20 protein-coding genes, 2 tRNA genes and 1 pseudogene are annotated in these 21,469 nt (G+C 42.2%); all 23 read left to right on the top strand.

Translation table 11 applies throughout. The annotated features are described in order from the left end of the window. Positions 1-14 precede the first annotated feature (14 nt). The 23 genes and pseudogenes from ACSLGF_RS16300 (at position 15) to lysS (ending at position 21,033) form a co-directional block, all read left to right on the top strand. Positions 15-389: an FtsB family cell division protein gene (locus ACSLGF_RS16300; protein ID WP_456007185.1), complete on the top strand. Its 375-nt coding sequence runs from the start codon at positions 15-17 to the stop codon at positions 387-389. A gap of 82 nt (positions 390-471) precedes the next feature. Beyond that, on the top strand, positions 472-867 hold the full coding sequence (locus ACSLGF_RS16295; RefSeq protein WP_008357409.1) for a S1 domain-containing RNA-binding protein: 396 nt from the start codon (positions 472-474) through the stop codon (positions 865-867). A gap of 178 nt (positions 868-1,045) precedes the next feature. After that, positions 1,046-1,119 (top strand) — tRNA-Met (locus ACSLGF_RS16290). A gap of 25 nt (positions 1,120-1,144) precedes the next feature. Continuing rightward, a tRNA-Glu gene (locus tag ACSLGF_RS16285) sits at positions 1,145-1,216 on the top strand. Between the two features lie 203 nt (positions 1,217-1,419). Next, positions 1,420-3,903 carry a stage II sporulation protein E gene (gene spoIIE, locus ACSLGF_RS16280; RefSeq protein ID WP_456007183.1) on the top strand — a complete coding sequence of 828 codons (2,484 nt, stop codon included), beginning with the start codon at positions 1,420-1,422 and terminating at the stop codon, positions 3,901-3,903. Between the two features lie 77 nt (positions 3,904-3,980). Then, positions 3,981-4,718, top strand: a complete 738-nt coding sequence (locus ACSLGF_RS16275) for a VWA domain-containing protein (RefSeq protein WP_456007181.1) — start codon at positions 3,981-3,983, stop codon at positions 4,716-4,718. Then, positions 4,702-5,709: a protein kinase domain-containing protein gene (locus ACSLGF_RS16270; RefSeq protein ID WP_456007233.1), complete on the top strand. Its 1,008-nt coding sequence runs from the start codon at positions 4,702-4,704 to the stop codon at positions 5,707-5,709. Before ACSLGF_RS16275 ends, ACSLGF_RS16270 begins: the two co-directional genes overlap by 17 nt. Positions 5,710-5,805: 96 nt before the next feature. Continuing rightward, positions 5,806-7,228: pseudogene (gene tilS, locus ACSLGF_RS16265) on the top strand (tRNA lysidine(34) synthetase TilS). Next, entirely contained in the window at positions 7,225-7,764 is a 540-nt protein-coding gene (gene hpt, locus ACSLGF_RS16260) for a hypoxanthine phosphoribosyltransferase (protein ID WP_008357399.1), read from the top strand. The pseudogene tilS and the gene hpt overlap by 4 nt, the downstream one beginning before the upstream one ends. A gap of 95 nt (positions 7,765-7,859) precedes the next feature. Further along, the gene (gene ftsH / locus ACSLGF_RS16255; RefSeq protein ID WP_456007179.1) at positions 7,860-9,761 is read left to right on the top strand and encodes an ATP-dependent zinc metalloprotease FtsH; all 1,902 of its coding nucleotides are present in this window, start codon (positions 7,860-7,862) and stop codon (positions 9,759-9,761) included. Between the two features lie 163 nt (positions 9,762-9,924). Beyond that, entirely contained in the window at positions 9,925-10,701 is a 777-nt protein-coding gene (locus ACSLGF_RS16250) for a type III pantothenate kinase (RefSeq protein ID WP_099728317.1), read from the top strand. A 14-nt stretch (positions 10,702-10,715) separates the two neighbouring features. Beyond that, positions 10,716-11,591 (top strand): Hsp33 family molecular chaperone HslO, encoded by an 876-nt coding sequence (gene hslO / locus ACSLGF_RS16245; RefSeq protein ID WP_099728316.1) that lies wholly within the window; start codon positions 10,716-10,718, stop codon positions 11,589-11,591. Between the two features lie 46 nt (positions 11,592-11,637). Further along, on the top strand, positions 11,638-12,546 hold the full coding sequence (locus ACSLGF_RS16240) for a peptidyl-prolyl cis-trans isomerase (RefSeq protein ID WP_456007177.1): 909 nt from the start codon (positions 11,638-11,640) through the stop codon (positions 12,544-12,546). Positions 12,547-12,623: 77 nt separating this feature from the next. Beyond that, positions 12,624-13,547, top strand: a complete 924-nt coding sequence (gene cysK, locus ACSLGF_RS16235) for a cysteine synthase A (RefSeq protein WP_456007176.1) — start codon at positions 12,624-12,626, stop codon at positions 13,545-13,547. A gap of 124 nt (positions 13,548-13,671) precedes the next feature. Further along, a complete protein-coding gene (locus tag ACSLGF_RS16230; protein WP_456007174.1) occupies positions 13,672-15,090 on the top strand; it encodes an anthranilate synthase component I family protein in 1,419 nt (472 codons plus the stop codon). A 13-nt stretch (positions 15,091-15,103) separates the two neighbouring features. Beyond that, positions 15,104-15,697, top strand: a complete 594-nt coding sequence (pabA, locus tag ACSLGF_RS16225) for an aminodeoxychorismate/anthranilate synthase component II (protein WP_256499211.1) — start codon at positions 15,104-15,106, stop codon at positions 15,695-15,697. After that, complete coding sequence (pabC, locus tag ACSLGF_RS16220) at positions 15,694-16,542, top strand: aminodeoxychorismate lyase (protein ID WP_456007172.1); 849 nt, start codon at positions 15,694-15,696, stop codon at positions 16,540-16,542. Before pabA ends, pabC begins: the two co-directional genes overlap by 4 nt. A 9-nt stretch (positions 16,543-16,551) precedes the next feature. Next, the gene (gene folP, locus ACSLGF_RS16215) at positions 16,552-17,409 is read left to right on the top strand and encodes a dihydropteroate synthase (RefSeq protein ID WP_456007170.1); all 858 of its coding nucleotides are present in this window, start codon (positions 16,552-16,554) and stop codon (positions 17,407-17,409) included. Then, positions 17,402-17,764, top strand: coding sequence for a dihydroneopterin aldolase (folB, locus tag ACSLGF_RS16210; RefSeq protein ID WP_099728309.1), 363 nt, complete (start codon positions 17,402-17,404; stop codon positions 17,762-17,764). The genes folP and folB overlap by 8 nt, the downstream gene beginning before the upstream one ends. Further along, complete coding sequence (folK, locus tag ACSLGF_RS16205; protein WP_456007168.1) at positions 17,761-18,264, top strand: 2-amino-4-hydroxy-6-hydroxymethyldihydropteridine diphosphokinase; 504 nt, start codon at positions 17,761-17,763, stop codon at positions 18,262-18,264. The genes folB and folK overlap by 4 nt, the downstream gene beginning before the upstream one ends. Beyond that, positions 18,216-18,449 carry a helix-turn-helix domain-containing protein gene (locus ACSLGF_RS16200; RefSeq protein WP_456007167.1) on the top strand — a complete coding sequence of 78 codons (234 nt, stop codon included), beginning with the start codon at positions 18,216-18,218 and terminating at the stop codon, positions 18,447-18,449. The genes folK and ACSLGF_RS16200 overlap by 49 nt, the downstream gene beginning before the upstream one ends. Beyond that, positions 18,442-19,443 carry a tRNA dihydrouridine synthase DusB gene (dusB, locus tag ACSLGF_RS16195; RefSeq protein WP_456007165.1) on the top strand — a complete coding sequence of 334 codons (1,002 nt, stop codon included), beginning with the start codon at positions 18,442-18,444 and terminating at the stop codon, positions 19,441-19,443. The genes ACSLGF_RS16200 and dusB overlap by 8 nt, the downstream gene beginning before the upstream one ends. A gap of 90 nt (positions 19,444-19,533) precedes the next feature. Then, positions 19,534-21,033, top strand: a complete 1,500-nt coding sequence (gene lysS / locus ACSLGF_RS16190; protein WP_456007163.1) for a lysine--tRNA ligase — start codon at positions 19,534-19,536, stop codon at positions 21,031-21,033. Positions 21,034-21,469 lie beyond the last annotated feature (436 nt).

Below are 21,469 nucleotides of genomic sequence, written 5' to 3'. Positions count from 1 at the left end.
GGAGGCCTTCATCCTTGAACAAGAGAAAAAGAAATATCGCACAAATTCAAAATGATTACCAAAAACAAATGGAACAGCAAGCTCAGCTCTTAAAACGCAAACGCCGTGGACTCCTTAGAAGGCTTACCGTGTTTGGTGTGATCGCGCTCATGTTTGCTGTTTTGGTGACAAGTGCCCTCTGGTCGCAATCGTCCGCATTAAAAGAAAAAGAAGAGAAAAAGGTTGCGCTCGAAAAAGAATTGAAGCAATTACAAACAAAGCAGGAAGATATTTCTGATGAGATCAAGAAGCTCAAAAGCAAGGAATACGTACTCGAACTGGCACGACGGGACTATTATATGTCCAAAAAAGGCGAAAAAATCTTTGATGTGGGCAATAAGAGCGATTAGCCTTGTTGACACTTAAAATTCAGTTTATGTATAATTGAACAAATGAGATTTTTTGATAAGTCTAAGGAGGAGCACTTTTTTTATGTCGATTGAAGTTGGCAGCAAGTTACAAGGGAAAGTTACGGGCATTACAAATTTTGGAGCTTTTGTGGAGTTGCCAGGAGGTTCAACTGGTCTCGTTCATATCAGTGAGGTAGCCGATAACTATGTAAAAGATATTAATGAGCATTTAAAAGTCGGTGAACAAGTTGAAGTGAAAGTGATTAACGTTGAAAAAGACGGTAAAATCGGCTTGTCCATTAAAAAAGCAAAAGATCGTCCTCAACAACAATCAAGACCGAGCAGAAATGATTTCCGTCCGAAGGAATCGTTTGAGCAAAAAATGAACAAATTCTTAAAAGATAGCGAAGACCGCTTAACATCTTTAAAACGTAACACGGAATCAAAACGTGGGGGGCGCGGAGCAAGAAGAGGTTAACTTGTTGCTGCTTTCTATATATTTTTATAACAAAGCACCTGCTGTTCAGCGGGTGCTTTTTTTCTTTATAAACTCGACATTTTTTGAGATTTCGTCATTTAATTTAAAACTTTCTATTGACGGACAAGCGAATCCTTTGTATTATAGTTCTTGTGCTTCTTAGCGCATTTTTCATTATGGCGGTGTAGCTCAGCTGGCTAGAGCGTACGGTTCATACCCGTGAGGTCGGGGGTTCGATCCCCTCCGCCGCTATCCTTTTAAGTAGAACATCAAGCAAGGCCCGTTGGTCAAGCGGTTAAGACACCGCCCTTTCACGGCGGTAACACGGGTTCGAATCCCGTACGGGTCATCTTCAGAACAGCTTTCTATAAGAAAGCTGTTTTTTTGTGCCTTCATAAAATTCTGATGAAAGAAATCGACTTTCATGAAAGTATGCCTCTTTGACGAATAAAGAGTCGAACGTTTTATAGAAACGACAACTTCTTTTGACAAAATTTCTTTTTCACCTTCGCTATAATGACAAACAACGAATATCAGGTGGGGGATGAGAAGATGGAAAAACTAGAAAGAAGAACTGATTTAACAGGAGCGGGGTTTGAAAGAATCAGTGCAGGTTTGAAAAAGATGAATAACCTGTTTCTTCATCATACGCATTCTCTTTTTTTCTATAAAGGGTTTATTTATGTTGTTCTCGGCTTTTTATTAGGACGAGCCTTTATTTTATCTGAGATTATGCCGTTTGCTTTGCCTTTCTTTGGTTCCATGCGGCTCATTAAAAGAGATAAGGCGATGCTCGCTTGTCTTGCTTTACTCGCTGGGGCGATGACCATATCACCTCAAAATGCATTATTTGTATTTGCGTCATTGATCGTGTTTCTCCTCATGTCAAAAGTTGTTTCTTTCATCATCAAAGATCCAGTGAAAACATTACCGGTTGTGATTGTTCTTTCGATGCTGATCACCCGAGGGGCTTTTGTTTACCTAGAGCAAGGCGCTGTGCAAAGCTACGATTACGTCATGGCAGGCGTTGAAGCAGGACTTGCCTTCATATTGACATTGATTTTTCTTCAAAGCTTACCGATTTTTACAGTCAGGAAAATCAAACACTCCTTAAAGGTCGAAGAAATCATTTGTTTTATGATTTTAATTGCGTCGGTATTAACAGGCTTAGCGGGCATTACCTTCCAAGGGATGCAAGCAGAGCATATTTTGTCACGTTATGTTGTGCTTACATTTGCCTTTATTGGTGGAGCCAGTATTGGTTGTACGGTTGGTGTCGTGACAGGTTTAATTCTCGGTCTCGCAAACATCGGTAACCTTTATCAGATGAGTCTTCTTGCCTTTTCTGGCTTATTAGGCGGGTTGCTCAAAGAGGGGAAGAAAGCAGGAGCAGCCATTGGCTTAATTGTGGGTTCATTACTCATTTCATTGTACGGGGAAGGATCAGCAGGTCTCATGACCACGCTATATGAATCACTCATTGCTGTTGCACTGTTTCTGCTCACGCCACAATCAGTGACCTCTAAGGTGGCGAAATATATCCCTGGTACTGTAGAGCATGTACAGGAACAGCAGCAATATGCCCGGAAAGTACGAGATGTCACAGCAAAAAAAGTAGATCAATTCTCTCATGTATTTCATGCGCTGTCTGAGAGTTTTGCGACATTTTACGATTCCATTCCTGAAGAGAAGAAGCAGGAAGAGGATGTAGATCTTTTTTTAAGTACGATCACAGAACGATCCTGTCAAACGTGCTATAAGAAAAATAAATGCTGGGTGCAGAACTTTGATACAACCTATGAACTGATGAAACAAGTTATGCATGAATCTGATGAAAAAACGTATGAGCATAACCGGAAATTGAAAAAGAAATTTAGCCAGCACTGCTCAAAATCAAAACATGTCGAGGAATTGATCGAAGAGGAGATCGCTTACTACAAAGCAAATCAGACACTTAAGAAAAAGGTCCAAGACAGCAGGCGCCTTGTGGCAGAACAGCTGATGGGCGTCTCACAAGTGATGGATGATTTTTCCCGGGAAATAAAACGAGAAAGAGAACAGCATTTTGTTCAGGAAGAGCAGATGATAGAAGCGCTTCAGCACTTTGGAATTGAAATTCAGCAAGTAGAAATTTATAGCTTGGAGCAGGGGAATGTCGATATAGAAATGAGAATTCCCTATTGCCAAGGTCATGGGGAATGTGAAAAAATCATCGCTCCAATGCTCTCAGATATTTTAGAAGAACAGATTTTAGTAAAAGCAGAGCAGTGCGCAGAGCATCCAACAGGCTATTGTCATGTTGTATTTGGTTCTGCAAAATCGTATCGAGTAACTACAGGCGTAGCGCATGCAGCGAAAGGTGGAGGCTTAGTATCTGGAGACAGCTACAGCATGATGGAGTTGGGTGCGGGTAAATATGCTGCAGCAATTAGTGATGGGATGGGAAATGGAGCAAGGGCTCATTTTGAAAGCAATGAAACGATTAAGCTGTTAGAAAAAATATTGGCGTCTGGTATCAATGAAAAAGTGGCGATCAAGACCATTAATAGTATTTTATCTTTACGGACGACTGATGAAATCTACTCAACATTAGATTTATCAATCATTGATTTACAGGATGCGAGCTGTAAGTTCCTAAAGATTGGTTCAACCCCTAGCTTTATTAAACGGGGTGATCAGGTGATGAAGGTACAAGCTAGCAACTTGCCGATTGGGATTATTGATGAGTTCGAAGTGGAAGTTGTGAGCGAACAGATGAAGGCAGGAGATCTGCTCATTATGATGAGCGATGGCATTTTTGAAGGACCAAAGCATATTGAAAATCATGATTTATGGGTGAAGCGGAAAATGAAAAGCTTTAAAACAGAAGATCCGCAAGAGATTGCTGATTTATTAATGGAAGAGGTCATTCGAACAAGAGCGGGTCAAATTGACGACGATATGACGGTTGTTGTCATTAGGCTCGACCACAACACGCCAAAATGGGCATCCATTCCGACTGGTACATTCTATCTTGAGAATCAAGAGATTTCTTAAAATATCGTATAATATGAATTTCTTCTGGCGATGATGGGGGATATAAGCATTCAGTTACAATCCCAGGAGGAATGAAGATGCGAAAAGGTCACGTAAACCAAATCTTATTGATTACAGATGGCTGCTCAAATCACGGGGAAGATCCACTTGCGATTGCCTCATTGGCAAAGGAACAAGGGATTACAGTCAATGTCATTGGCATTATGGAAGAAAACAGACAAGATCATGAAGCGATGAAAGAAGTAGAGGGGATTGCTCTCGCAGGCGGAGGCATCCATCAGGTTGTCTACGTACAGCAATTGTCTCAAACGGTACAAATGGTTACAAAAAAGGCGATGACACAAACATTGCAAGGTGTCGTCAATAAAGAATTGCAGCAAATACTCGGCAAAGATACAGAAATTGAAGAGCTTCCGCCTGATAAGCGTGGAGAAGTGATGGAGGTTGTCGATGAGCTAGGGGAGACTGTTCATCTTCAAGTGCTAGTGCTTGTTGATACAAGTGCAAGCATGAAACCGAAGCTGCCGACTGTCAAAGAAGCACTCATCGATCTCTCCATTAGTTTAAATTCAAGAATTGGCGAAAATCAGTTTGGGATGTGTGTATTTCCCGGGAAAAACTCAGATGCAGAAATTGTGTTGAATTGGACGCCTCGATTCGATTCGTTATCATCTATTTTCCCAAAGCTGACGACTGGAGGAATTACTCCGACTGGACCAGCACTCCGAGAAGCACTCCAGCATTTCAAATCAGTTCGTTCACGTAAAGGGCTGCTTGAAGCAAAGGAAGAGCATGATGATGAATTCGGTTTCTAACATCCCGCTAGGCACGGTGATTAAAGGGAAATGGCACCATCATCATTACCGCATTGTAAAAGAGCTGGGAAAAGGGGCGAACGGTGTTGTCTATCTGGCCGAATCGCCAAATGGGCAAGTGGCCCTTAAAGTGAGTGATGACAGTATGCTTATTGCATCTGAAGTCAATGTATTAAAATCCTTTTCAAAGGCTCCTGTGAAAACCATGGGGCCTTCTTTTTATGATATGGATGATGTTATGTATCCTGGCATGTCTCAAAAGCGTTCGTTTTATGTGATGGAGTATGTCAGAGGCCCGCTGCTGCTCGAGTTCGTTAAACAAAAAGGTGATGAGTGGATCGTCGTCTTAATGATTCAGCTTTTGTCTAACTTGGCTCATTTACATAAGGAAGGCTGGATATTTGGGGACTTGAAGCCGGATAATCTCATCGTTTCGGGCCCTCCAGCCACGATTCGATGTATCGACGTTGGAGGAACGACGAAGGAAGGTAGGGCAATCAAGGAGTATACCGAGTTTTTTGATCGAGGCTACTGGGGATTCGGTACAAGAAAGGCAGAACCATCTTATGATTTATTTGCCATAAGTATGGTCATGGTGAACTGTGCGTATAAAAAGGAATTCAAAAAAGGGGCAGAACCAGAAAAGCAGCTTTATCGAGCGATTGAAGGGCATCCTTTATTAAAGCGATATGAGAGGGTGTTGAAGGCAGCCCTTCAAGGTAAGTACCAATCAGCGGGAGATATGAAAAGTGCTATGCTGAAAGAAGGACAGCTGCTTGCTTCAAGAAAAACACCTCAAAAGAAGCAAACACAAAAAAACAGGCCAAAGCCTGCTGTTAGTCAAAATCAACAGGTGACTTCACGATCGCGAGTTGCTGCGGGGAAAAGAACGTCAGTACGTAAAAAGTCAGGCGGGCTTTTTGAAACCATTCTCATCGTGTGCAGTGTACTCGCCCTTTACTGTGCATATGTGGTTTTATTCCTGTTGTAGAGCTGTAAAAAAGCAGGCTTCTTCTTTGCTTGGAGCTACTGAAAGTGATAGGATATGTATATCTTTAAATTACCTGCTCTTTGTGAGGAGGCAGTTGTGAATAGAATTGAATCTTTTTTGAAAAAACATGATGTTTTCCTTGAAAATACGACAGTCATTGTCGGGGTTTCCGGCGGACCGGATTCCATGCTCTTGCTGCATGAACTAAACAAGCGTCGAAAAGGTTCCTTTCAGCTGATTGCAGCCCATGTAGATCACATGTTCAGAGGAGAAGAATCCTTTGCTGATTTGGCATTTGTTGAGGCTTACTGCAAGGAGCAAGAGATCCCTTTTGAATCGGCCCGCATACAGGTGATCCAATATGCAAAAGAAAATCACTTAAACAAACAGGCAGCTGCAAGAGAGTGCAGATATGCTTTCTTTCGTCAAGTGATGGAGCAGTACAACGCTCAATTTATAGCGCTTGCACATCATGGAGACGACCAAGTAGAAACAATGATGATGAGGCTGACGAGAGGGACTGTTGGAATAGGACTCGCAGGTATTCAAGCAAAACGCCCTTTTCAAGAAGGGTGGCTGATTCGTCCGCTGATTGGATATTCTAAGGACGACGTGCTAAAAGCTTGTGAAAAAGAACATGTTCCCTATGTCATTGATCAAAGCAATCACACAGATGACTACTTGAGAAACCGGATAAGAAGACACATTCTTCCCGTGTTAAAAGAAGAGGCGCCTCATGTACATGAAAGCTTTCAGTTTGTAAGTGAGATGCTGACTGAGGATGAGCAATACTTGCAGGCATTAACAAAGGAACAAATGAACCAAGTGATGATCAGTCACACGCCTAAGAAAATCGAGATCAAAACGAAGCCTTTGCTTGACCTGCCTTTGCCTTTACAAAGAAGAGGCATTCAACTAATATTAAACTATCTTTATGAAAACACTCAATCAGCGTTTTCAAATCAGCATATTCTAGGGACTTTGGACTGGTTATCTCATACGGAACAACCGTCTGGATCATTAGATTTGCCAAAGGGTTTACAAGCTGTCAAGTCTTATGATCACTGTATGTTTACCTTTGAACGATCGCTTGGATTAGATCAGTCCTATGCTCATCACTTAAAGGTTGAGATGGGAGAGGAGCTTTTTCTCCCGAATGGACATTCTATTGTGGTATCAAATCATGTTCCGAAGGATGCACGGAACGGGAACTATTTTTTCTTGCTTCAAAAAGATCATGTTCGTCTCCCTTTGATCATTCGCTCACGAAAAAATGGTGATCGAATCAAACTTAAAGGGATGAATGGGTCAAAAAAGGTGAAGGATATATTTATTGATAAAAAAGTGCCTCTTGCAGAAAGAGACAGCTGGCCGATCGTCACTGACTCGGATCATCAAATCATCTGGATCCCAGGTCTGAAAAAATCCGTTTTTGAAGAAATTGATATGACAAACAGCGATCTCATTGTATTACAATATAGACAGCACGAAAATTTGTAGGGGGCAAGCAAAAGCATGAAACAAGATATTGAAAAGATTTTGATCTCAGAAGAAGAGATCCAGCAAAAAGTGAAGGAACTGGGTGCAACATTAACCAGCGATTATGATGGTAAATTTCCCCTGGCTATTGGTGTTTTGAAAGGGGCTCTTCCATTCATGGCAGACCTGATCAAACACATTGATACATATTTAGAGCTCGATTTTATGGATGTATCTAGCTATGGCAAGTCTACCGTATCTTCTGGAGAAGTGAAGATCATTAAGGATCTAGATACTTCTGTTGAAGGAAGAGATATTCTAATTATGGAAGATATCATCGACAGTGGGTTAACTTTGAGCTATCTGGTAGAGCTTTTCCGATACCGTAAAGCAAACTCCATTAAAATTGTGACATTGCTTGATAAACCAAGCGGTCGTAAAGCAGACATCAAAGCAGATTATGTTGGATTTGAAGTGCCGGATGCATTTGTTGTCGGCTATGGATTGGATTTCGCTGAACGTTACCGAAACCTCCCGTATATTGGAGTGTTAAAACCATCTGTTTACGAAGGCTAATCAGCATACGTATACATGAGGTTATTGGTTGTATTGGAATGATTTTCTATGATACTATTGAACATAGTTGTGCTTACTGTGGGAGGAGGTAAGGAATGAATCGGGTTTTTCGTAATACGATTTTTTATATACTTATTTTATTACTTGTAATAGGGGTTGTTAGCTGGTTAGGATCCCCTAATCAAAAGCCTGAGAACATGTCTTACAGCAAATTTTCGCAAAATCTAAGTGCGGGAAAAGTGGAGAGCATCTCCATCCAGCCTGTAAGAGGGGTTTATGAAATTCGTGGTCAATTAGATGGCGCGAAGAAAGATCAATACTTCATTACCCATGTTCCAGATGGTCAAGGTGTTGACCAAATTTACAGTGCACTGAAGAATACAGATGTAAAAGTAGAACCAGCACCTGAAACAAATGGATGGCTGCAAGTTCTGACAACCATCATTCCGTTTATCATCATCTTTATCCTGTTCTTCTTCTTATTGAACCAAGCTCAGGGCGGTGGAAGCCGAGTCATGAACTTTGGTAAAAGTAAGGCAAAGCTTTACACAGAAGAGAAGAAGCGTGTGAAATTTAAAGATGTGGCCGGTGCGGATGAAGAAAAGCAAGAGCTTGTAGAAGTGGTAGAATTCCTGAAGGATCCGCGTAAATTTGCGGAGCTTGGTGCAAGAATCCCTAAAGGGGTTTTACTAGTAGGACCTCCAGGTACAGGTAAAACATTGCTTGCGAGAGCATCTGCAGGAGAAGCAGGCGTTCCTTTCTTCAGCATTAGTGGTTCTGACTTCGTCGAGATGTTCGTCGGTGTCGGTGCATCACGTGTACGTGATTTGTTCGAAAATGCGAAAAAGAATGCACCTTGCTTAATCTTTATTGATGAGATTGATGCAGTTGGTCGTCAGCGTGGAGCAGGTCTTGGCGGCGGTCATGATGAGCGTGAACAAACGCTGAACCAGCTTCTTGTTGAAATGGATGGTTTTAGTGCCAACGAAGGGATTATTATCATTGCTGCGACGAACCGTGCAGATATTTTAGATCCTGCATTGCTGCGTCCGGGACGTTTTGACCGTCAAATTACGGTTGACCGCCCAGATGTCATTGGTCGTGAAGAAGTACTGAAGGTTCATGCGAAAAACAAACCGCTTGATGATACAGTCAACTTGAAAGCCATTGCAAGCAGAACACCAGGTTTCTCTGGAGCAGATCTTGAGAACTTACTAAACGAAGCAGCGCTAGTTGCTGCCCGTCATAACAAAAAGAAAATCGATATGCGTGATATCGACGAAGCGACTGACCGTGTTATCGCTGGACCAGCGAAGAAAAGCCGCGTCATTTCGAAAAAAGAACGCAATATCGTGGCTTACCATGAAGCAGGTCATACTGTCATTGGACTTATCCTAGACGAAGCGGATATGGTGCATAAAGTAACGATCGTTCCTCGTGGTCAGGCAGGTGGATATGCTGTCATGCTTCCAAGAGAAGATCGTTATTTCCAAACGAAGCCAGAGCTTCTTGATAAAATTGTCGGCTTACTCGGCGGTCGTGTTGCAGAGGAAATTACGTTTGGTGAAGTAAGCACAGGCGCTCACAACGACTTCCAGCGTGCAACAGGCATTGCAAGAAAAATGGTTACTGAGTTCGGTATGTCTGATAAGCTTGGTCCGCTTCAGTTCGGTCAAGCACAAGGTGGTCAAGTGTTCCTTGGCCGTGATTTTAACAACGAGCCGAATTATAGTGAAGCCATTGCTTACGAGATTGACCAAGAAATTCAGCGTTTCATCAAGGACAGCTACGAACGTGCGAAACAAATTCTCACTGAGAACAAAGATAAGCTAGAAATCATCGCACAAGCCCTTCTAGAAGTTGAAACATTAGATGCTGAGCAAATTAAATCTCTTTACGAAACTGGAAAGCTTCCAGAGCGTATATACGCGGATGACGAAGGGAAAAACGATGATGTGAAAGTGAACATCAAGAAAAAAGAAGATGAGGAGATCTAATCTCCTTCTGTGAAAGCTGCCGGGATCACCGGCAGCTTTTTTTTATTTCGATTCATGAATGGATCGGTTTCGAATTGTTTACAAATGGAACTCGATTCGTGTATGGTATGATAGAAAGTCGAAAAATGATCTTTTTGAGAAACTATTCAAAGTGGTGATGAAGTTGTTACTCGTGATAGATGTAGGAAACACAAATACCGTTTTAGGTGTTTATCATAATGGCGATCTAAATTACCATTGGCGAATTGAAACAAGCCGTCATAAAACAGAAGATGAATTTGGTATGTCCATCCGGTCTTTATTTGACTATGTAGGGCTGATGTTTGACCAAATAGAAGGTATTATCATCTCCTCTGTGGTCCCGCCAATGATGTTTGCACTAGAAAGAATGTGCGAAAAGTACTTTCACATTACACCCCAAATTGTAGGGCCTGGGATGAAGACTGGACTAAACATTATGTGCGACAATCCAAAGGAAGTCGGCGCTGATCGAATCGTCAATGCGGTGGCGGCCATTCACCTATATGGGGCGCCTCTCATTGTGGTAGACTTTGGAACAGCGACAACGTACTGCTATATCAATGAACAAAAACAATACATGGGTGGAGCAATTGCACCGGGTATTACCATCTCAACGGAGGCTTTATATACAAGAGCGGCTAAGCTGCCGAGAATTGAAATCGTCCGCCCAGATCACATCGTTGGAAAAAACACCATCAGTGCGATGCAATCAGGTATCCTTTATGGATATGTTGGACAAGTCGAGGGAATAGTGAAACGGATGAAGCAGCAAGCTAAACAAACACCGAAAGTCATTGCAACAGGCGGCTTGTCTACATTGATTGGAAATGAATCAGACTGTATTGATATGGTCGATCCGTTCTTAACATTAAAAGGACTCCAATTAATTTATGAACGTAATCGTGTCGGTGTACTATAGGAGGTTTAAATCGAATGGATTACTTAGTTAAAGCGTTAGCATATGACGGTAAAGTCCGCGCATATGCTGCAAACACAACAGATACAATCAACGAAGCACAAAGGAGACACCATACGTGGCCAACTGCGTCAGCAGCGATTGGGAGAACCATGACGGCTACAGTCATGATGGGAGCTATGCTCAAAGGCGAGAATAAGTTAACTGTCAAAATTGAAGGCGGTGGACCAATCGGAGCCATCATCGCTGATGGAAATGCAAAAGGTCAGGTTCGCGGATATGTCTCAAACCCACAAGTTCACTTTGATTTAAATGAACATGGCAAGCTGGATGTCAGACGTGCAGTTGGAACAACAGGAACATTAAGTGTTGTGAAAGATATTGGGCTGAAAGACCACTTTACAGGACAAACAGAAATCGTCTCAGGTGAAATTGGAGATGACTTCACTTATTACCTCGTCTCTTCTGAGCAAGTGCCTTCCTCTGTAGGCGTAGGCGTCCTTGTCAATCCAGACAACTCTATTCTCGCGGCAGGCGGTTTCATCATTCAATTGCTGCCTGGAACAGAAGATGCAGTCATTGAAAGACTAGAAAAACGTTTATCCACAATTGAACCGATTTCGAAACTCATTGAAAAAGGGATGACACCAGAAGAAATTTTAGAAGAAGTTCTTGGTGAAAAACCTCAAATTTTAGAAACTGTACCTGTCGAATTCTCTTGTAACTGCTCAAAAGAACGGTTTGCTAATGGCATTATCAGCTTAGGAAAAGCCGAAATTGAAGATATGATTGAACAAGACGGACAAGCAGAAGCTCAATGCCATTTTTGTAACGAAACGTATGTATTTACAAAAGAAGAGCTAGAAGAGCTACGTGAAGAAATAACCCGCTAAGCTCTCAGCAGCGGGTTTTCTTTTTAGGATGGAAAGGAGACGAAAGATGAGACTAAAAGCAAGAGTGGTATGGACATTTATCCTCGTTTTGCTCATGATCAATGCTGTTGTCATTGCATATGTACTAACAAAATCGCAAATGTCGCAAGCTTCCTCAAACGGGAAGAACGGTGAAGAAATTGCGTCCATTGGAAAAGAGAAGGTTACGCGTCAAGAATGGTTAAAGAAGATGGAAGACCGCTACGGAAAGGCAACACTTGAACAAATGATCAATCAGAAGGTAGTCAATCAGCTTGCGAAGGAAAACAAACTAGAGGTGTCTTCAAAAGAGATCAATCGTGAATTACTTATGCTTAAAGCGGTTTCTAATAATTTCTACGAAGATGGACATACAAGTGAAAAGGAATGGAAAGAGCAGATTCGTTATCAAATTTTATTAGAACAGCTCTTAACGAGAGATGCCGTTGTTTCTGAAAAAGAAGCAAAAGCCTTTTATGAAAAAAACAAGGACTTATATCAATATGATGATTCATACCGTATTCGTCATATTGTCGTTAAGACAAAGGACGAGGCTGAAAACGTATTGAAAGATTTAAAAGGCGGATCTAGCTTCGAAGCCGTGGCAGCTGAACGCTCGATCGACCGCTACACCTCACCCTACGGCGGAGATCTTGGTTTTGTGACAGAAGAGCAAGAGAGTATCCCAGCCCTATACATACAAGAAGCTCAAAAGCTTCAACCAGATGAATGGACGAAAGAGCCGATTGAGACCAAAAACGGGTATGCCATCATCCAATTAAAAGAAAAATTAAATGGCCGCTCCTTCTCTTATAAAGAAGTCAAAGATCAGATCAAAAGACAGATTGCAATGGAAGATCTAGGTGAAAAGGCGAATGTCAAAACCCTGTGGAAAGAAGCAAAAGTCACATGGTTTTACGATGGAGAGCAGGACTAAAAGCATTGACAAAATTTTTTGAAATTGATAATTTAATATTAATACAATAAAATTACTCGGAGATAGAGGTGTTAGTGATGGCTCGTATTGCAAATTCAGTTTTTGAACTAATAGGAAATACACCAGTCGTTAAATTAAACCGTTTAGTAGAAGAAGACAGTGCAGATGTCTACTTGAAACTTGAATATATGAACCCAGGCAGCAGTGTGAAAGATCGTATTGCGTTAGCCATGATCGAAGATGCTGAAGCAAAAGGTACATTAAAAGCTGGCGACACGCTCATTGAGCCGACAAGTGGAAACACGGGAATCGGTCTTGCGATGGTAGCGGCTGCTAAAGGAATCAATGCGATTTTGGTTATGCCGGAAACAATGAGTCAGGAGCGCCGCAACCTTTTACGCGCTTACGGTGCAGAGCTTGTATTAACACCAGGTGCAGAAGGAATGAAAGGTGCCATCAAAAAAGCGGAAGAACTGGCAGAAGAGCATGGTTATTTCATGCCTCAGCAGTTTAACAACGAAGCCAATGCTGAGATTCACCGCCGTACAACTGGGAAGGAAATTCTTGAACAGTTTGATGGCGAGCTTGATGCGTTTATTGCAGGTGTTGGTACGGGCGGTACGATTACAGGGGCTGGTGAAGTCCTAAAAGAAGCCATCCCATCTATTCAACTTTATGCGGTAGAGCCTACAGATTCCCCAGTATTATCAGGAGGAAAGCCAGGTCCGCATAAAATTCAAGGGATTGGAGCGGGGTTTGTTCCATCCATCTTGAATACGGAAGTATATGACGGCATTATCAAAGTAAGAAACGAAGATGCATTTGAGCTTGCAAGAAAGGCAGCAAAAGAGGAAGGAATTCTTGGCGGTATTTCTTCAGGAGCCGCCATTTATGCAGCTCTTCAAACAGCGAAGAAGCTTGGTAAAGGGAAAAAAGTGTTAGCGATCATCCCAAGTAATGGTGAGCGTTACCTCAGTACACCTCTTTATCAATTCGATTAAACGATAGGCCCCAGCATTTGCTGGGGTTTTTTCATGAAATCTGAAGATGGAAAGCAAATACTATTTTCTAAATAAAATGGATTGCATTACAATAAGATTAATGAAAATGAAAAAGGATGATAACATGACACAACGCAGGCCGATGGGCATCAAAATTCCTTTTACGAAAGATGCATTCTTGAAAAGATACGAACAACTAGCTGCACGTGAAACACACCATGTCCTTCTTGAAAGTGCACGCGGCGGAACCTATAGCATTGCTGGAATTCACCCGATCGCTAAAGCGAAAGGGAAAGACGGGATGACAACCATCCATTATCAAGATGAGGTGCTGTTTAAAGAAGGTGACCCATTCAGAGCCTTTGCTGATTGGTTTCAAACCCTCCATACCGAAACGAACGAGGAGTACCCTGACTTTCAAGGCGGAGCGATTGGATTTTTAAGCTATGACTATGCAAGATATATCGAGCATTTTAAAATGCTGTCAATCGATGATCTCAAGACACCTGACCTGTATTTCCTCGTGTTTAATGATGTCGCGGTCTTTGATCACGAAAAAGATATGCTATGGCTCATTACTCACACAGAGGGAGAGGAACCTGTGAGTGAAGCTCATCAAAGGTTGGAGGAATTGAAGCTAAGCTGGACAAGCTCTTCAGAAGAATCCGTACACTCACCTGTCAGCGTATCTTCTTCAGAATTTGTGCCAGCTGCACCTTTTACTGAAGAAACCTTCGGAGAAGCAGTAGAGAAAATTAAGCAATATATCGCAAACGGTGATGTGTTCCAAGTGAACCTATCCATCAGACAAGATGAACAGCTCCATACTCACCCGTATGATTTATACAAAACATTACGTCAGGTAAACCCATCTCCTTATATGTCTTATCTGCACACGCCAGATTTCCAGATTGTTGGTGGATCTCCTGAGCTGCTTATTAAGAAAAAAGGCATTCAACTAGAAACAAGACCGATTGCTGGCACAAGGTCACGAGGCAAGGACGACGCTGAGGATCAAGCGCTGGCAAAAGAACTCATTGAAAATGAAAAAGAACGCGCGGAGCATGTGATGCTCGTTGATCTTGAGCGGAATGACCTTGGTCGCGTGTCCACTTACGGCTCCGTACAGGTGAACGAGTTTATGGCGATTGAGAAATATTCACACGTGATGCACATTGTATCCAATGTACAAGGGGAGCTGCGTGCTGAATGTGATGCAGTAGATGTCATGCATGCTGTATTCCCAGGCGGAACGATCACAGGTGCTCCAAAAGTGAGAACGATGGAAATCATAGAAGAACTTGAGCCAACAAGACGTGGGCTTTATACTGGATCTATAGGCTGGTTTGGATTCAATCAAGATATGCACTTTAATATCGTCATTCGTACTGCGTACTGTACAGAGGGCAAAGCCTTTATGCAGTCAGGTGCCGGTATTGTGATTGATTCTGTACCAAAGCACGAATATAAAGAATCCATTAAAAAAGCCTATGCAGTAAAAAAAGCATTACAGTTGAGCAAAGAAGAGACTATTTTGAGTTAGAGGTGAGCAGAGTATGATATTAATGATTGATAATTATGATTCATTTACGTACAACCTGGTCCAGTATTTAGGTGAGCTTGGAGAAGAATTGATTGTGAAACGGAATGATCAAGTAACAATTCAAGAAATCGAACAGCTCAAGCCAGACTTTCTGATGATTTCTCCAGGACCATGCAGTCCTGATGAAGCGGGAATTAGTATGGAGGCGATCAAGCATTTTGCCGGAAAAATACCGATCTTCGGTGTGTGTTTAGGTCATCAATCCATCGCACAAGTCTTTGGCGGAGATGTGATTCGCGCAGAGCGGTTAATGCATGGTAAAACGTCAGAGATCGAACATGACGGCAAAGGTGTCTTCACTGGACTCCAAAATCCGCTCGTCGCAACGAGATATCATTCATTAATTGTTAAAAACGAGACGCTGCCGGAGTGCTTTGCCGCAACAGCTAGCACGAAGGAAGGCGAGCTCATGGCCATTCGCCATAAAGAACTGCCAATTGAAAGTGTTCAGTTCCATCCTGAATCGATTATGACTTCCTTCGGAAAAGAAATGCTCAAGAATTTCATTGAAACCTATCGTAAAGAGGGGCATGAAGTAAACGCATGATCATTTATCTGAACGGTCAGTATATAGAGGAGAAAGACGCGACTCTTTCTCCTTTTGATCATGGATTTCTATATGGCATCGGTGTATTCGAAACATTTACCAGCCTGTCAGGACAAGTCTTCCTGTTAGATTGGCATCTTGAAAGGCTCAATCAATCGTTACGTGACCTTTGCATCGAATCCACAATAGAGAAACCATTTGTACTCGACATCATTCATACCTTACTGAATCAAAACCATATAGCCGATGGTCGTGCGAGGATTCGCTTCAATGTCTCTGCGGGCAGAGGCAATGGATTTTCTGCAGACCCTTATGAAGAGCCTGTCGTTTTTGTGATGATCTCTCCATTCCGGCCGGAGTCTCTACTAGATGAAAAGCAGGGAATCTTTCTTCAAACGAGGAGAAACACACCAGAAGGTCCAAGGCGCCTCAAGTCTCATCATTATATGAACAACCTGCTGGCTAAAAGAGAAATAGGGAACGACCCATCGATAGAAGGCATCTTTTTAACAAAAGAAGATGATGTGGCAGAAGGAATTACCTCGAATGTATTTTGGCGAAAAGAAGATGTGATCTATACACCGTCACTTGATACAGGTATCTTAAGTGGGGTAACCCGTCGATATTGTATAGAAACGCTTCACGCGCTGGGGGTCTCGCTGGTAGAAGGACGGTACCCAGTCTCACATCTGCTCTCAGCTGATGAAGCATGGATGACCAATTCTGTTCAGGGGATTGTGCCTTTCAGGCGTATAGGAGAAATCGTCTTGCCCAAAAATAACCGAACGATCTCAACAAAGTTGAGAACGCAATATACAAAAGAACGTCAAGAACATAAAGAGTAGGTGGACACAATGACACAACAAGTGATAAAACAGCCTAAAATCATACAAGCCAAGGGCCACACCCTTAGTTATGAAGAAAAGACATTGGTCATGGGCATTTTAAATGTCACACCTGACTCTTTTTCAGATGGAGGAAAGTTTAATCAAATGGATAAAGCGCTGGCTCATGCAGCGCAGCTGATGGAAGATGGAGCGCATATTATCGATATTGGCGGAGAATCGACTCGGCCGGGAGCGGCACTTGTCTCAGAGCAAGAGGAGCTTTCAAGAGTGATACCTGTGATTGAGAAGATCACAAAAGAATTGGATGTGCCTATTTCCATTGATACGTATAAAGCTCATGTCGCAGATGAGGCGGTGAAAGCTGGAGCCTCCATCATTAATGATGTATGGGGAGCAAAAGCGGATCCTCAAATGGCACATGTAGCAGCGAAGCACAATGTTCCGATCATCTTAATGCACAATCGACTAGAGCGAAACTACACACATCTGATTCCAGATATGATTGCAGATTTGAAAGAAAGTGTTCAAATTGTCAAACAAGCGGGTGTCCGTGATGACATGATTATATTAGATCCAGGTGTAGGATTTGCAAAAAATAAAACAGACAACCTGATGGTGATGAATGAACTTGAACATTTTTGCCATCTCGGCTATCCACTGCTCCTTGCTACATCTCGAAAACGATTCATCGGCGCTGTCTTAGACCTGCCGCCTGAAGAACGTACAGAAGGAACGGGTGCCACGGTCTGCCTAGGGATTCAAAAGGGCAGTGCGATGGTCCGTGTGCATGATGTGAAAGAAGTTGCAAGAATGGCAAAAATGATGGATGCCATGCTGAATAAGGGAGGCGCTTATCATCGATAAAGTATATGTAAACGGAATGGAATTTTATGGATATCACGGAGTGTTTGCAGAAGAGAATAAATTAGGACAGCGATTCCGTGTGGACTTAACAGCTTCACTTGATTTAAGCAAAGCAGGACAAACGGATGACCTAAACGAGACTATCAACTACGCAGAGCTCTACCAAATCTGCAAAAGCATTGTAGAAGGGGAGCCGGTTAACCTTGTTGAAACGCTGACAGAAAGAATTGCAAACCAAGTGTTAAAGCACTTTCCGACAGTTCAGGAATGTACAGTGAAGGTGATCAAGCCAGACCCGCCAATTCCAGGACACTATCAGTCCGTTGCAATTGAAATGACGAGATCACGCACATGAACAATACAGCATATATCGCTTTAGGTTCAAACATAGGTAAAAAGGAAACTTATTTAAAAGAAGCAGTCAAAAAACTGCACGAACACCCAGATGTTCAAGTGGAGTCAATCTCATCTATATATGAAACAACACCCATAGGCTACGAGGACCAAGATGACTTTTTGAATATGGCCGTGAAGATTTCCACCTCGCTCCGTCCAGAGGAACTGCTGGCACTTACTCAGAAAATCGAACAAGAGTTAGGCAGAACAAGAGAAGTGAGATGGGGCCCGCGAACGGCTGACCTTGACATTTTACTTTATAATCGTGAAAATATTGAAACAGAACAACTTGTAGTGCCGCATCCTAGAATGTATGAACGCTTATTCGTTCTTGTTCCGATGAGTGAGATTTGCCCAGAAATCGGCGACGTACAAATAAATGCCGTAACAGACCAAGAAGGTGTTAGCATATGGAAAAAGACATGTGGGGTAGAAGAATTCGTGCATACCGAAAGCTAAAAGGGTATACTCAGGAAGGGTTCGCCAAAAGACTGGGCATCTCTGTCTCTGTCTTAGGAGAAATTGAGCGAGGCAATCGATTACCAACAAACCAAATGGTTGGTCAAATAGTAGATGCTTTAAATATAACGGTGGAAGAACTTTCACCAATACTCGAGGAAGAAAGGAGGGGGAAAGATGTTTAAAATCGGAGATATCGAGATTAAAAACAAAGTGGTGCTCGCACCAATGGCCGGTGTATGTAACTCTGCCTTCAGACTCACAGTCAAGGAGTTTGGAGCGGGCTTAGTCTGCGCTGAAATGGTCAGTGACAAAGCGATCCTGATCAATAATGCCAGAACGATGGGAATGCTATACATTGATGAACGGGAAAAGCCTTTGAGTCTCCAGATATTTGGAGGAGAAAAGGACACACTCGTAGAAGCGGCAAAGTTTGTAGATCAGCATACAACGGCGGACATTATTGATATCAACATGGGCTGTCCTGTACCGAAGATTACGAAATGTGATGCAGGAGCGAAATGGCTGCTTGATCCAAACAAAATTTATGAAATGGTCTCCGCTGTTGTAGAAGCTGTAGATAAACCTGTTACGGTAAAAATGAGAATGGGCTGGGACGAAGACCATATCTTCGCTATTGAAAATGCCCGTGCTGTTGAACGAGCAGGTGGACAAGCAGTTGCACTTCACGGCCGGACCCGCGTGCAGATGTACGAAGGAACAGCGAATTGGGATATCATTAAAGAGGTAAAACAATCTGTTTCCATTCCTGTCATCGGGAATGGCGATGTCAAAACCCCTCAAGATGCAAAACGAATGCTTGATGAAACCGGTGTGGATGCTGTGATGATCGGAAGAGCCGCACTAGGAAACCCATGGATGATTTATCGTACGGTTCATTATTTAGAAACGGGAGAATTGAAAGAAGAACCAAACGTACGTGAAAAAATGTCTGTGTGCAAACTTCACTTAGACAGACTCATTGCTCTGAAAGGCGAACACGTGGCTGTCAGAGAAATGAGAAAGCACGCAGCATGGTATTTAAAAGGTGTCCGAGGCAACGCAGACGTTAGAAATCAAATCAATCAAAGTGAAACGAGAGCTGGGCTTGTACAAGTTCTTGATGACTTTACGATCGAAGCCGAGGCAAAAGAGCTTCAAAGAATAAAAGTAGGATAAGACTATCTTTCTTTTTGTAGCTCACTGCTAGTGCATGTACTGGCAGTTTTTCTGCTTTTCTCTGCAAAATACATTATTGGAGTGATATAAATGAGTAATGAAGGGCTTAATAACGAAGAATTAAATGACCAATTCCAGGTCAGACGTGACAAAATGAATAAAATGAGAGAAGAGGGTATCGATCCATTTGGTGAACGATATGACCGTTCTCATCAATCTGCGAAAATTATTGCTGAATATGACGAGTTTTCAAAAGAAGACTTAGAAGAAAAAGCGGCTCAAGTGACAATCGCTGGCCGTATGATGACAAAGCGTGGAAAAGGGAAAGCTGGCTTTGGCCACATTCAAGATTTAGAAGGACAAATTCAAATCTATGTTCGTAAAGATAGTGTAGGAGAAGAAGCTTACGAATTATTCAAAAGCTCAGATCTAGGTGACATCATTGGTGTGACAGGAACAGTATTTAAAACGAATGTGGGAGAACTTTCAATTAAAGCGACTGGCTTTGAGGTTCTCACAAAAGCACTTCGCCCGCTTCCTGATAAATATCACGGACTAAAAGATGTGGAGCAACGCTATCGTCAGCGCTACCTTGACCTGATTGTAAACCCAGAAAGTAAGCAGACGTTCATCATGCGAAGCAAAATCATTCAATCAATGAGAAGATACTTAGATTCTAAGGGATACTTAGAAGTTGAAACACCAACAATGCATAGCATCCCTGGTGGTGCATCAGCTCGTCCTTTCATTACTCATCACAATGCACTTGATATGCCGCTTTATATGCGTATTGCGATCGAGCTGCACTTAAAACGTCTCATTGTCGGTGGTCTAGAGAAAGTATACGAGATTGGCCGCGTATTCCGTAACGAAGGTGTATCTACTCGTCATAACCCAGAGTTCACAATGATCGAGCTATACGAAGCATACGCAGACTACAAAGACATCATGAACCTGACTGAAAATCTGATTGCTCATATTGCCCAAGAGGTACTAGGAACAACAACGATTCAATATGGAGAAGATGAAATTGATCTAAAACCTGAATGGAAGAGACTGCATATGGTTGAAGCGGTTAAAGAAGCCACAGGTGTAGACTTCTGGCAGGAGATGTCTGTAGAGGAAGCAAAACAGCATGCTGCTGATCACGGTATTGAAATTACGAAAAACATGACAGTGGGTCATATTATCAATGAGTTCTTCGAGCAAAAAGTAGAAGAAACATTGGTTCAGCCTACCTTTATTTACGGACACCCAGTGGAGATTTCTCCATTAGCTAAGAAAAACCCTGAAGACCCTCGCTTCACAGATCGCTTTGAGCTATTTATCGTACGCCGTGAGCACGCAAATGCATTCACAGAGCTAAACGATCCAATCGATCAAAGAGAACGCTTTGAAGCTCAGTTAAAAGAACGTGAAGAAGGAAATGACGAAGCGCATCTAATGGATGACGATTTTGTTGAAGCGTTAGAATATGGAATGCCGCCAACAGGCGGACTAGGAATCGGTATCGACCGATTAATCATGCTATTAACAAATTCCCCATCAATCAGAGATGTACTGCTTTTCCCACAAATGAGAAACCGGTAATACATCAATAAAAGCGCCATTTGATCTGTGGCGCTTTTTATTTTTCATAAAATGAAACTTTTTTTAAAAAAACTATTGCAAGGAAAGAATCAAGGTGGTATATTATTATTCGTTGCCGCAAAACAGCAGCGAGGTTAAAAAAAGAAATTGAAAAAAATCTTGACTTTAACCGAAACGAAATGTTAAGATATTAAAGTCGCTTCTGAGCGATAACAAAAATGATCTTTGAAAACTAAACAAGACAAAACGTACCTGTTAATTCGAGTTTTTATAAAAAATCCTATGATACATCATAGGTAGTCAGTCAAGCTGACGAGGCAGGAAAGATCACATACTAAGTTCGCTACATCGTGTAGCAACGCATGTGTGATATGCATTCTGCATACCTCGGAGAGTTTGATCCTGGCTCAGGACGAACGCTGGCGGCGTGCCTAAT

It is taken from the genome of Bacillus sp. A015, assembly GCF_053851875.1.
This window is presented reverse-complemented; position numbering and strand designations above follow the sequence as displayed.